The sequence below is a fragment of the Caballeronia sp. GAFFF2 genome (assembly GCF_023631485.1).
Taxonomy (GTDB): Bacteria; Pseudomonadota; Gammaproteobacteria; order Burkholderiales; family Burkholderiaceae; genus Caballeronia.
This window is the reverse complement of record NZ_JALQDA010000009.1, coordinates 306,315-318,963: the sequence shown is the minus strand read 5'-3', so window position 1 is coordinate 318,963 and position 12,649 is coordinate 306,315. Positions and strand designations below refer to the sequence as shown.

Annotated in this window: 11 protein-coding genes; 2 read left to right on the top strand and 9 right to left on the bottom strand. The window is 63.1% G+C overall.

Going from position 1 to position 12,649, the window contains the following annotated elements; translation table 11 throughout:
* Positions 1–57 precede the first annotated feature (57 nt).
* Together NCT04_RS06870 and NCT04_RS06865 are read left to right on the top strand one after the other, a co-directional pair.
* Positions 58–765, top strand: a complete 708-nt coding sequence (locus tag NCT04_RS06870) for an ABC transporter ATP-binding protein (RefSeq protein ID WP_250464541.1) — start codon at positions 58–60, stop codon at positions 763–765.
* Positions 762–1,577 (top strand): ABC transporter permease, encoded by an 816-nt coding sequence (locus NCT04_RS06865; protein WP_250464539.1) that lies wholly within the window; start codon positions 762–764, stop codon positions 1,575–1,577. The genes NCT04_RS06870 and NCT04_RS06865 overlap by 4 nt, the downstream gene beginning before the upstream one ends.
* A gap of 17 nt (positions 1,578–1,594) precedes the next feature.
* Here the strand turns inward: NCT04_RS06865 and NCT04_RS06860 are convergent, their stop codons facing one another.
* From NCT04_RS06860 to ku, 9 genes are all read right to left on the bottom strand, one after another.
* Positions 1,595–2,068, bottom strand: a complete 474-nt coding sequence (locus NCT04_RS06860; protein ID WP_250464537.1) for a VOC family protein — start codon at positions 2,066–2,068, stop codon at positions 1,595–1,597.
* 22 nt (positions 2,069–2,090) lie between these two features.
* Positions 2,091–2,558 (bottom strand): VOC family protein, encoded by a 468-nt coding sequence (locus tag NCT04_RS06855; protein WP_250464535.1) that lies wholly within the window; start codon positions 2,556–2,558, stop codon positions 2,091–2,093.
* Positions 2,559–2,677: 119 nt separating this feature from the next.
* Positions 2,678–4,615: a hybrid sensor histidine kinase/response regulator gene (locus NCT04_RS06850; RefSeq protein WP_244827796.1), complete on the bottom strand. Its 1,938-nt coding sequence runs from the start codon at positions 4,613–4,615 to the stop codon at positions 2,678–2,680.
* An 86-nt stretch (positions 4,616–4,701) separates the two neighbouring features.
* Positions 4,702–5,166 carry a response regulator gene (locus NCT04_RS06845; RefSeq protein WP_244827795.1) on the bottom strand — a complete coding sequence of 155 codons (465 nt, stop codon included), beginning with the start codon at positions 5,164–5,166 and terminating at the stop codon, positions 4,702–4,704.
* 22 nt (positions 5,167–5,188) lie between these two features.
* Complete coding sequence (locus NCT04_RS06840; RefSeq protein ID WP_250464533.1) at positions 5,189–7,555, bottom strand: ATP-binding protein; 2,367 nt, start codon at positions 7,553–7,555, stop codon at positions 5,189–5,191.
* A complete protein-coding gene (locus tag NCT04_RS06835; RefSeq protein WP_250464531.1) occupies positions 7,552–8,181 on the bottom strand; it encodes a biliverdin-producing heme oxygenase in 630 nt (209 codons plus the stop codon). The genes NCT04_RS06840 and NCT04_RS06835 overlap by 4 nt, the downstream gene beginning before the upstream one ends.
* Before the next feature lie 207 nt (positions 8,182–8,388).
* Positions 8,389–8,697 carry a hypothetical protein gene (locus NCT04_RS06830; RefSeq protein ID WP_370652107.1) on the bottom strand — a complete coding sequence of 103 codons (309 nt, stop codon included), beginning with the start codon at positions 8,695–8,697 and terminating at the stop codon, positions 8,389–8,391.
* Between the two features lie 20 nt (positions 8,698–8,717).
* Positions 8,718–11,477, bottom strand: a complete 2,760-nt coding sequence (gene ligD / locus NCT04_RS06825; RefSeq protein WP_250464529.1) for a DNA ligase D — start codon at positions 11,475–11,477, stop codon at positions 8,718–8,720.
* A gap of 166 nt (positions 11,478–11,643) precedes the next feature.
* Entirely contained in the window at positions 11,644–12,552 is a 909-nt protein-coding gene (gene ku / locus NCT04_RS06820; protein WP_244827791.1) for a non-homologous end joining protein Ku, read from the bottom strand.
* Positions 12,553–12,649 lie beyond the last annotated feature (97 nt).

Genomic DNA, 12,649 nt, shown 5'->3' with positions numbered 1-12,649 from the left:
GGCAACGTCCGGCCTTTTCCGTAAGATGACGGCTCGATAAATGCCCCACGAGGCCCGATGCCTTCTTCTTCACTCGTCGCAACCGTTGGCGTCGCACGGCGCGATACCGCGCGCGGCACCGTCCTTTTGCATCCCACGGATTTCGTGCTGAGCGAAGGCGAGCGCGCCGCGATCACGGGACCGTCGGGATCGGGCAAGAGCGTCTTTTTGCGTACCCTCGCGCTGCTCGATGCCTGCGACGAGGGTTACGTGACGTGGCGCGGCGAGCGTATCGCGCGCGCGGGCATTCCGGCTTATCGACGACGCGTGGCCTACATCGCTCAACGGCCCGCGATGCTGGACGGAAGTGTCGAGGACAACCTGCGTTATCCGTACACACTCAAGGCTTATCGCGATGCCCGTTTCGATCGCGCGATGGCCACGCAACTCGCGGAAGCGGCGGGACGCGGCGCGGACTTTCTCGACAAGGCCGCAAGCGAGTTGTCCGGCGGTGAGGCGCAGATCGCCGCGCTCGTGCGTGTACTGCAACTCGCGCCCGACGTGCTGCTGCTCGACGAGCCCACGGCATCGCTCGATCCGGCTTCGGCGCGCTCGATCGAAGCGCTGGTCAGCGCGTGGTTCGAATCGGCGGACAAAGCGGATGACAAACCGGGCAACAAGCGCGGGAGCATCTGGGTATCGCACGACCCCGAACAGGCTGCGCGCGTGGCCACGCGTCATTTGTCGATGAACGCGGGCGTCCTCACCGAAGCGAACGCGCCATGAACGGTTATCAAAACCTCAGTCTCCTCGATATCGCGCTTGCGGCGGCGCTGATCGTGGTGAACGGCGCGTTGTCGATCGCGCTCAATCTCGGGCTCGAACGCAAGCTCGCGATCGCGGCCATACGCACCGTCGTTCAATTGCTGCTGATAGGCTATGTGCTCGGCTGGGTGTTTGCCTTCAGCCGGTGGTATGTCGTGCTGCCGCTCATGGCGTTGATGACCATCATCGCGGGACTGTCCGCTTCGAATCGCGGACGGCGCACCTACGCCGGACAACGCGCCGACAGCATCGTGTCGATCTGGGCGAGTTCGTGGCTGATCGGCGCATTCGGGCTGTTCGTCGTGATCCGCATTCATCCGTGGTACGAGCCGCAATACGCCATACCCATTCTCGGCATGATTCTCGGCAATACGCTCACAGGCGTGTCGCTCGGCATCGAACGCATGACGGAGGAACTGACCGCCGGACGCGCGGCCGTGGAGATGTCGCTCGCATTAGGCGCGACGCGCTGGGAAGCCGCGCAAGGGCCCGCGCGGCAGGCCGTGCGCGCGGGCATGATTCCGACGCTCAACCAGATGACCGTCGTGGGCCTCGTCAGTCTGCCGGGGATGATGACCGGTCAGGTGCTGGCGGGACAATCGCCATTGCAGGCGGTGCGCTATCAGATCGTCATCATGTTTCTGATCGCGGCGGCTTCGGCGCTCGGCGTGGTCGGCGCAGTCGTGCTGACGTATCGGCGGCTGTTCTCGCCGGATCACCGCTTCATGGCCGCGAAGCTCGTGCAGAGGAAGGCGAAGAAGCGCTCTGCCTGAAGCGCTTCCTTTTCGCGTCACGCTCCGCGGTATGCCCGCTCCAGTTCGTCGAGGTCGAGCTTCACCATCGTTCTCATCGAGGTCATCGTGCGATTGGCCTTGTCCGGGTCGGGGTCCTGCAGCATCTTGAGCAGCTTTCTCGGCGCGATCTGCCACGTCACGCCGAAACGGTCCGTGAGCCAGCCGCAGGCCATCGCCTGGCCGCCTTCGAGAAGCTTGTCCCAGTAGCGGTCGATCTCGGCCTGACTGTCGCATTTGACGAACAACGACATGGCGGGCGTGAACTTGAATTCTGGGCCGCCGTTGAGCGCCATGATGTCTTCGCCTTCCAACTGGAACAGAACGGCGAGCACGCTGCCCGGCGTGCCCGGACTGGCCTCGTTATGCAGCATGGTTTCAACGATGCGCGCGTCCTTGAACACGCTCAGATAGAAGTCGACGGCCTCCTGCGCGTTGCCGTCGAACCATAGGCATGGCGATATCTTGTTCATGAGTCTCTCCTTGAAAGGCGCGTTATTCGCGCGGCGCGGTCATCGCCTTTTGCATGTCCTCGGGGCTCACGTCGCGTACGTGCGATGCCAACGACCACTGATGCCCGAACGGGTCGACGAGCCGGCCGTAACGGTCGCCCCAGAACATCTCGGCAACCGGCATGGTGACTTCGGCGCCGGCATCGATGGCCTGCGTGAACGTGGCATCGACATCTTCGACATAAAGGTGGATGGTCACCGGCGACCCTTTGATCGCCTTCGGGCCGAGCATGCCGAAGGTCGGGTTCTCGTCGACGAGCATCAGCACCGAATCGCCGATCTTGACCATGGCATGCATGAGCTTGCCGTCCGGTCCGGGCAGACGGCCCAGTTCGACGGCGTTGAAGGCGCGCATGTAGAAGTCGATCGCCTCCGCCGCGCCCGCGCACGTGAGGTGCGGGGTCAGCGAACGCATGCCGGGCGGAATGGGGTTGACGGCGGGTGTGGACATGGCTGGCTCCGTAGAAGTGACGAGACGCGCCGGGAATCGGCGCCGCTCTCCTACCCTACAACGTGCAAGCCAGGCGTCAATCGACATCGATCCGGAGTTCGGCCGGATTTTTTTGCAGCTCAGGCGTCCGGCGTTTCGGCCAGCGTCTGAATGAGCCCTTCGAGCCGCGAAAAGTTGACGGGCTTCGTCAGATGATCCCGAAAACCTGCTTCCCGGCAACGTCGAATGTCTTCGTCCATGCCGTAGCCCGTGATGGCCACGGCGGGCTTGTCGGGCTGTAGCTCGCGCCACGCGCGCGCGATGTCGAGACCCGTGCCATCCGGCAAGCCGATGTCGCTCACGAGAAGATCGAACGACGCCTCCTTCGCGCGTTCGAGCGCAACTGCCACCGTGCTGGCGACAGTAACGACGTGACCGAGCATCTCCAGCACTTCCGCCATCGCCGATGAAGTCTGCTCGTTGTCCTCCACGAGCAATACGCGCAGCGAACGGCCGTGTTCGTGCCGCTTTGCCTCGACGAGCGGCTCGGCCTCGTGCTGCGGCTCCATTTTCGCGAGCGGCAACGTGAGCGTGAAACGCGCGCCCGCATCGCGGCCTTCGCTGTAGGCCGAGAGCGTGCCGCCATGCTTCTGCGCGAGCGTGCTGGCGATAGCCAGGCCCAAGCCCAGCCCGCCGAAGGAACGCGTGATGGAATCGTCGGCCTGTTCGAACGCGGAAAAAATGCGCGGCAATGCTTCGGCGCTGATGCCGATGCCGCTATCCGTCACCGATACAGCGATGGTCGCGCGATCCGGATTCCACGTCCGTACTTCGAGCCGCCCGCCCGCCGGGGTGAACTTCACCGCGTTCTTCATCAGGTTCCAGACGATCTGCTGAAGCCGCGCGGCATCGCCGAAAACGACGAACTGGTGCGCGTCGAAGCGCGTGTCGAGCGTGAGATTCTTCGCGCGCATGTCGGCTTCCGACATGTCGAGTGCGCTCGTGAGCAAGGTATCGAGCGCGACGCTCGCGAAATTCAGACTCAGCTTGCCGCGCGCGATGCTCGTCAGATCGAGCAGATCGTCGATCAGACGCGCCTCCAGTTCCACATTGCGGCGAATCAGTTCGAGCGTGGGATGCGCCTCGTGCGACAGCGAATGCTTCATTTCGAGCAGACGCACGGCGGCGAGAATCGGCGTGAGCGGCGTGCGCAATTCATGCGACAGCACCGCCAGGAAATGGTCTTTCGCGCGATTCGCGGATTCCGCCTGATCCTTGGCGAGCCGCAAGGCATCGGCGGCCATGTGAGCATCGGTGGCGTCGCGCACGATCTTCGAGAAGCCGATCAGTTCGTCGTTTTCCGTGCGGATGGCCGTGGTCACGCCCGAGGCGAAGAACGAGTGGCCGTCCTTGCGCCACAGCCAGCGGTCGTCGCTGGCGCTGCCCTCGCGCCGCGCGATGTCGAGTTCGTCCTCGAATACGCCGGTTTCGCGGTCTTCCTGGTTATAGAAGATGCTCGCGCTCTGGCCGAGCACGTCTTGCGCCGGAAAGCCGAGAATGCGCTCCGACGCCGCGTTCCACGTGCGAATGCGCCCTTCCGGGTCGAGCGTGATGACGGCGTAGTCCTTCAGCGCGTCGATCAGCATGCGAAAGTGCGTCTCCGTCTCGCGCAGCGCGCGCTCCACCGCAATGCGTTGCGCACGCTCGTCGCTCTCGCGCATGGCGCGGCGCACCACCGCGGGCAGCCGTTGCAGACGCTGCTTCAGCACATAGTCGGTCGCGCCGCGTTTGAGCATGTCGACGGCGTGTTCTTCGCCGAGCAGCCCGGACACGAAGATGAACGGGGTATCCGGCGCGCGCTCGCTCGCGATGCTCAGCGCCTCGATGCCGGAGAACGTGGGCATGACGAAGTCCGCGAGGATCACGTCGAAGCGCTTGGCGGCGAGCTCCGCGATGAAGTTCGCCGAGTCGTAGACGATGGACGCATCCACCGCGTAATCGGCGCGCTCGAGCTGAGCGATGGTCAGCTCCGCATCGAGTGCGTTGTCTTCCACGAGAAGCAGATGCAGGGGCTGCATGGTCTAGGCGGCCTCGCGAGAAAACGCGCGGCGGCGCACGATGCGGTCGATATTGGCAGTCACGAAGTTCACGAGGTTCACGTCGGTCATTGCGCGGACGGCGGTCGGCGAAAGCGCGTGGAACCCGGCGGCGGCTCGTTGAGCACGGCCCAGAACACGCCGAGATCGCTGATCGCCTCGACGAATTCCGCGAACTCCACGGGCTTGACTACATAAGCATTGACGCCGAGTTCATAGCTGCGCACGAGGTCCTGCTCTTCGCGCGAGGACGTGAGCATGACGACCGGCACGCTTTTCAGAACCGGGGTCGAGCGGATCGTGTCGAGCACTTCGAGCCCGTCGATCTTCGGCAGTTTCAAGTCGAGCAAAATGACGGCGGGATTGCCCGGCGTGCGCTCCTTCCAGTCGCCTTCGCAAGTGAGATAGTCGATAGCTTCCTGACCGTCGCGCGCGATGATCACTTCGTTCGCAAGCTGGCTTTTGTCCAGCGCCACGAGCGTGAGTTCGAGGTCGTTCGGATTGTCTTCGACAAGCAAAATCGGTTTAAGCATGGTCTGGTATTGACGCTGATATTCAGGTTCCCGACGGCGCGCCGGAACCCAGGCGGACGCCTTCGCGGCCCGTGACATGTCGAAACACGACCGGCAGGGAGAAATAGAATACCGCGCCTTCTCCGAGCCGCCCTTCCGCCCATGTGCGTCCCTCGTGCCGTTCGATGATCCGCCGCACGTTGGCGAGGCCGATACCGGTGCCCTCGAACTCCTCCGCGCGGTGCAGCCGCTGGAACACGCCGAACAGCTTGGCTCCATATTTCATGTCGAAGCCGACGCCATTGTCCCGTACGCCGACGATGTACTCGTCGCCGCTTTTCTGGGCGAATATCTCGATTTTCGCCGATTCTCGCGTTCTCGTATATTTCACCGCGTTCGAAATGAGGTTGCGCAGCGCCAGTTGCAGGAAGGCGGCGTCGCCCGTGATGCGCGGCAGATCGCCGATGACCCACTCGATCCGGCGCTCGGAGGCATCCATTTCGAACTCCCGCACGATCACGCCGACGAGCTGGTTCAGGTCGACCGGAGCGGGTCTGAGCGCCGCGCGGCCCATCTGCGAGAAGGTCAGAAGATCGTCGACGAGCGTGCCCGCGAAGCGCGCCGAATCCAGCATGTTGTTCAAAAACCGCCGGCTCTTTTCCGACATGCGCTCGCCTTCCAGTTCGCGCAGCAGGTCGCCGTAACCCGCGATATGGCGCAGCGGCGCGCGCAAGTCGTGCGATACCGAATACGAAAACGCTTCGAGTTCCTTGTTCGCGCGTGCGAGTTCGGTCGCGAGTTCCGCGCGTTCCTCGGCACGGCGCAGCACGATATTCAGAAGCGCGCCGCGCAATTCGTTGGCGATTTCGATCTCGCCCTGACGCCACATGGCGGAATGCCCGCGCACCGTTTCGAGCCAGGGACTGAAGCTCGTGCGTGGGGCGCTGGCGCCTTCCGCGTCGCGAATCTTGACCGGCTCGCCCGCCCACTTGATGGTCTGCATAACCTCGGGGCGAAACCACAGCAAATAGTTGCGGAAGATCTGCGATACCGGCACGGCGAGCACGCCGCACGCCTTGTCCTCGTGCGCCTTGGCGGGCGGCCATTCGCGCGCGAGCGAGTCGCTTGCCCACACGCCCGTGGTGTTTTCCGCGAGCCAGTGCGTGAGCGCGCGCACCGTGTCTTCATCGGGCGTCGCGCCCATGAGCGTGACGTTTTCATCGAAGACGATAGCCGCGCCCGCCGAACGCGCGAAGCCCAGCACGTCCTTCGGCGCCGCCTGCAAGCCGGCCACGAAATTGGTGTGCTCGCCCATCGCGCTGACGAGACGGCCCATCGTGCGACGCAGCCCGGCGAGATATTCGCCCTCGGCGCGCTCTTCCTTTGCCTCGATCTGCAGCGACAGCATGTGCCCCAGATGTTCGACCGCCAGCCGCGTATTGAACGACACGATGCGCGGATCGTGATCGTGACAGGAAACGAGGCCCCACAAGCGCCCGCGCACGACGATCGACACCGACATCGACGCATGCGTGTTCATGTTGCGCATGTATTCCAGATGCACGGGCGAGAAGCTGCGCAGCGTGGCGTAAGTGAGGTCAGTCGGGCGGCCGGTCAGCGGATTGAGCGCCGGCACGAGGCGCGCGGGGCGATAGTTCACATCGGCGACGAGGCGAATCCGGTGCCGCATATACAGCGCGCGCGCCTGACGCGGAATGTCGGAAGCCGGAAAGAACTGATGCAGAAAGGACGCGTAGCTTTCGTCGCGATTTTCCGCGAGCACATGACTGCGGCCTTCCTCATCGAAGCTGTAAAGCATGACGCGACCGAAGCCGGTGATCGCGCGGACTTCCTGCACGGCGAGTTCCGCGAGTTCCTGCACGGTGCCGGCATCCTGCAAACCGCGTGCGAACGTGCGCACGAGCGGATACATGGACGCGAAAGCGGCGTCGCCGATTGCAGCCGTTTCCATCTCGACGATGAGCGCGCCTTCATGGCGATGCACCGTCACATCCAGGCGCACGGAAGCGTGGTCCGCTTTGGCGGCATCCACCGGGCCGACGTAAAGCGGCGCGTCGTCGATCTCCGCCGTCGCGGCGGCTTTCGCGATGCGCTTGGCGCCCACATCGCCCAACACTGTTTCGAGCGATTCGCCAGGCAGCGTCTCGATGTCGCGGCCCGTGAGCGCAGCCAGATTCTCGCTTGCCTGCAGAATGCGCAGAGCGTCGTCCAGCACCAGCAGATAGCCATGCGGCTGGATGCCACCGGGTGCATGGATGGGCTCGGCGTCGCAGTCCTTGCTCGCAACGCCGGAGTCGAGCGTCAGGCGGCGCGCGACGGCATCCGGCGGACCTTGCGAGTCGCCGTGAAAGGACGCAGAACCGGCTGGTCCGCTTGCCGCCTCGCTCATGTGGCCACTCCGCTCACGGCCTGCAGGTCTTCGACCTCCGCGGATTCCGGGCACAGCCACGCCTGCATGCTCTCGAAGGTCGCGATGGCCGCATGCACGGCTTCGTCGTATTGGGCCTCGGGCACCGTCGCCGCGGCGGTCGTGCGGAAGGCGTTCCACATGCTGCCGGTGTGCGAACCGTAACCTTCGAAATAGGCGTTGCCGAAACCGGGTTCGAGATCGAGCAGCTTGGCAATATGCGGCGCGATGAAACGCCCGCCCAGGGTCGAACCTTCCATCACGTACATGGAGCCGACCGCGCTCGCGACGCTCTTGATCTGCGGCAGATCGTAAAGCGCGTGAGCGCGCGGGACCGAACCCACGGGCACGCGCTCGCCCGTGAGCACGGCCAGATCGGCGGCGATGAGCGGCGCCTTGCGGCGCTCATCGAAAAATACTTGCAGCGACTCGGGCATCTGCGCGCCCGCGACGTCTTCCCACGGCGCGATGTAGCCGTAGAAGCGTTCGAGCAGCGCAATGTATTCGGCGCGTTGCAGGCTGTCCTGCATGAGGTCGAGCGCGTTCTCGAGCCGCGTATGGCATACGGCGGTTTCGTTCTTGAGCCGGGACAATAGATCTTGGGACATGTTCCGTCGGGTTGGCTGAGGACGCTATGGATGTTCAAGCAAGCAAACGAGGCTTGCATCGGAAGCGCTTACCGGATGAAACGCGCGCGGCACTGAATGATCCGGTAGAAAACGCATGATCGACGTGTTCTGCTTTCGAAACAAAAATCATTTTACGCAACCGTCTCACGCAATGTCAGTGCAACGCTCGTGGTTTCACCATCTGGTTCAATTCGCGCCTCGGCCGCCGCTGCCGCCGCCGCTATTCTCGTTCGCGTGATCGTCGCGCTGCGTGGCTTCCTGATACGCGCCGCCGCCGCGCCGGTCGGTATCGACGAGACCGCGCTTTACATCGTCATGCGCCTGCTTGCCGACTTCGCGCGGCTCGTGCTCATCCTGCGAGTCGACACTTTGATCCGCCTCGTGCGGCAGCGCCGCGTTCGATGAATCGTCGTCCACTTGCGTCTGTTCGTCCTTGCTCGACATTTCGCGGCCGCGTTCGGGCGCGCTTTCGGGTGCTGTCTTGACTGGCTTCATGGTCCCTCTCCTTGATGCGTTCACTTGGTCTTGCTTTTAGCGTCGATGCCAAGCTGTTTTTTCATTGCCGCCGTAAGACGCTGGCGGCCCTTCGCGTAGTCGGCCCACGGGTCGGCGCGCAATGAATTCATGCGCTCGGCCACGTTGCCGATGTTCCATTGATCGCCGCTCGTGACCTCGTCGATTTCGTCCCAGGCAATAGGCATCGAAGCGCCCAGTCCCGGCCGCGAGCGCAACGAAAACGCCGCCACCGTGCTCGATCCGCGGTTGTTGCGCAGATAGTCGATGAATATCTTGTCCTTGCGATTCTGCATGCCCATCTTCGCGGAAAAGAACTTGGGCAAGGTACTCGCCATATGCTGCGCGACGGCTTGCGAGAAGCCCTTCATTTCGTCCCAGCCCGACTGTTTGGCGAGCGGCACGACCACATGAAAGCCCTTGCCGCCGCTCGTCTTGCAAAACGAAGTCAGTCCGAGTTCGGCCAGCAGTTCCTTTGTGAGCTTCGCGGCTTCGACCATGCGCTTCCAGCCGACGCCTTCGCCGGGGTCGAGGTCGAACACCATGCGATCCGGTTTCTCGATGTTCGACGCCAGCGCGTTCCACGTATGCAGTTCGATCGTCCCCATCTGCGCCGTGCCGACGAGCGCTTGCGCCGATTCGATGGTGAGCAGCGGCGGATGTCCCGGATCGATATCCGCATGCTGCGTGATGTGCGGAATCGCGAGCCTTGCGCTGTGCTTTTGAAAGAACAATTCGCCGCCGATATCTTCCGGGGCGCGCACGAGGGACACGGGCCGGTCGTGCAGATGCGGCAGCATCCATTGAGCGACCGACGCGTAATACTCGACGACATCGATTTTCCGAAGCCCCGTGGACTTGTCGATGACGCGATCCGGATGGCTGATCTTGACGCCTTCGACCTCGGCGGTCGATTTGCTTTTGGCCGCGGTTTTCGTGGGCGCTTTCTTCGCGGCGGTTTTCCTGGCAGCCGTCTTCTTCGGCGCGCCCTCGTCTTCCACCTTTCGCGCCGATACCGCTTCTTCCTTGACGATCTGCCTGGCCGGCTTGTCGTCGCGCAGACTGACGAACGATGCTTGTCGCACGATGCGCTCCTTGGTCCATTCCGCGAAATTGCATTCCGCCACGAGTTCGGGCTTCACCCAATGCACCGGCGTGCGGCTGCGCTCCTGCGGCTCGCTCGCAAACGGCATGCTTTTGGTTTCGCGCTTGTCGAGTTCCTTCTTCACGGCGGTGAGCGTGGCGTGATCGAAGCCGCTGCCGACGCGACCCGCGTATTGCAGCTTGCCCTTGGCGTCGTACACGCCGAGCAGCAACGCGCCGAACTCGCCGCGCGTGCCCGCCGGTTCCGAATAGCCGCCGATCACGAACTCCTGCCGGCGCCGGCACTTGAGCTTGATCCACGACGCGCTGCGTCCGGAGACATAAGTCGAGTCGATCCGCTTGCCGATGATCCCTTCCAGCGCCATGTCGCAGGCGCTTTTGAGGAGATCGTCGGCGTGAAAAGCGAAGTCTTCCGAGTAGCGCAGCACGGGATCGGCGAGCGGTTCGACGATCGCCTTCAGAATGGCGCGGCGCTGCACGACAGGCACCTCGCGCAAGTCGTACCCGTTCAGATAAGGCAGATCGAAGAAGTACACGACGATATCTTGCGGACGTCCGACATCGAACGCGTTTTGCAGCCCCTGAAAGTCCGGCAGGCCGCGATCGTCGAGCACGACGGCTTCGCCATCGAGCCAGCCGTCTTCTATGTCGAGTGCTTCGAGCGCCTTCACCTGCTTGCTGAACTTCGCCGTCCAGTCGTTGCCGTTGCGCGTGAAAATGCGGATATCGCGTTTGCCCTTGATCGTCTCGATCCGCACGAGCACGCGATAGCCATCGAACTTGATCTCATAGGCCCAGTCTTCGCCGGGCGGCGCGGTATCGACGAGTGTGGCCAGTTGCGGCTTGAAGGTCGCGGGCAGCTTGGCCTTGACCGCGCCTTCTATCGCCGGGTCATGCGAGAGCGTGCGCAACGACTCCGCGTTTCGGTTCGCGACGATATCCGGATGCTCGCGCCCATTCGCTGTCTTGCTGACGGTTTTTCTGGTGGCCGCTTTTTTGGCCGCAGGTTTGGTCTTGCGCTCGGTGCGCTCGACGACCGCGCCATTCTTCCCCCGCGCGCCGAGCGATTCCGACAACACGCTGCCGGGCCGCTTCAGAAGGATGTCGTATTCGCTTTCGGGACGCGCTTCGTCGTCGCGTTCCTTGATGAGTAGCCACTGTTCCTTGTCGCCGCTACCGCGCATGTGGCTGCGCACGAGCGTGAAGCCGCCTTGCAGCTTTTCGCCATCGAGCACGAACTTGAGCTTGCCTTTTTCATATTCGGCCAGGGCTTCGTCGAAGCTGCCGGCTTGCGGCGCCCAGCGACCGCGATCCCAGACGATCACGCTGCCCGCGCCGTAATTTCCTTCGGGGATATCGCCTTCGAACGAACCGTAATCGATCGGATGATCTTCGACATGAACCGCAAGGCGCTTGACCGTGGGATCGAGACTCGGGCCTTTCGGCACGGCCCACGACTTGAGCGTGCCGTCGAGCTCCAGGCGAAAGTCGTAGTGCAGGCGGCGCGCATCGTGTTCCTGGATCACGAATGAGAGCGTCTCGACCGCGGCGGCTTTTTTGGCTGCGCGTTTCTTCGCGGCAGCCTTCTGCGTCCCGGACGGCTCCGGCGTCTCGTTGAAACGCCGCATGCGCTGATAGGTTTCGAGTTTGCCGGCCATCGTTTTCGTGGCTCCGTTTATGGGAGGCTTGGTAGTCGTGGTGCGGTGTGTGATTGCGTCAAACGTCGCCGATGTTGCGGGATTGGTCGCCACGCTCTGTCTGCTTCATCAGACCGCGTAACGTGCCGTCGCGCAGCTCATGGGTGCGGCCGGCACGCCTCACGCTTCAGGCACGTTTGCGCCGCGTAGTCTTGCGCGCGGGCTTCGCGGCGGGTTCTTCACCCGAATCGTCGTCTTTCGATGCCGCGGCGCCGCGCTTGGCCGGCGCCGCGCCGCCCTTCTTCAGGCTGCGCTTGAGCAGTTCGGAAAGGTCGAGGATATCGGCGGATGCCTTGCCTTCGCCGCCGCTACCCTCGTCGATCTTCATGACTTCCGCGACCTTGCCTTCCTTCACCTTGCGGTCGACGAGCGCCATGATGTCGTCCTTGAAGGTGTCGTGATACTTCGTCGGGTCCCACGAGTCGCTCATGTCGTCGATCAGGCGCTTGGCCATGTCGAGTTCTTTCGGCGATACGCCCGCTTTCTTCGTGTCTTCATCGGGGAACTTGAAGTCGGTGAAATCGCGTACTTCGTCGCCCCAGCGCAAGGTGTTGAGCGCAAGCGCGGGACCGACGGGGATCAATGCGGCCAGATGCTGCTTGTTGTGCAGCACGACGCTTGCGATGCCGACCTTGCCTGTGTCTTTCAAGGCGTCGCGCAGGAGCGCATAGACCTTTTCGCCTTTCCGATCGGGCGCGAGATAGTACGGCGTGTCGAGCGAGAGGAACGAGATTTCGGGGGCATCGACGAAAGCGAGGATATCGACCGTTTGAGTCGACTCGGGATTGGCCGCGCGGATTTCGGCATCGGTCATCACGACGTACTTGCCCTTCTCGTATTCGAAGCCGCGCACGATGTTGTCGCGTGTCACGTCCTTGCCGGTGTTCTTGTTGATCTGCTTGTAGCCGATGGGGTCCATCGAGCGTTTGTCGAGCAGATTGAAGCCGACCTTGTCCGACTGCGTGGCGGGATACAACTGCACGGGCACGTGGACCAGCCCGAAGCTGATCGCACCCTTCCAGATCATGTGCGGCATCGCGAAAACCTCGCTGGCGGAACGGTCGATGGGGTGCGCTTCACGCGCGGTTCAAAGCTGCGTTTGAAGCGGGCATCGGGGTGTACCGCAGGAAGCG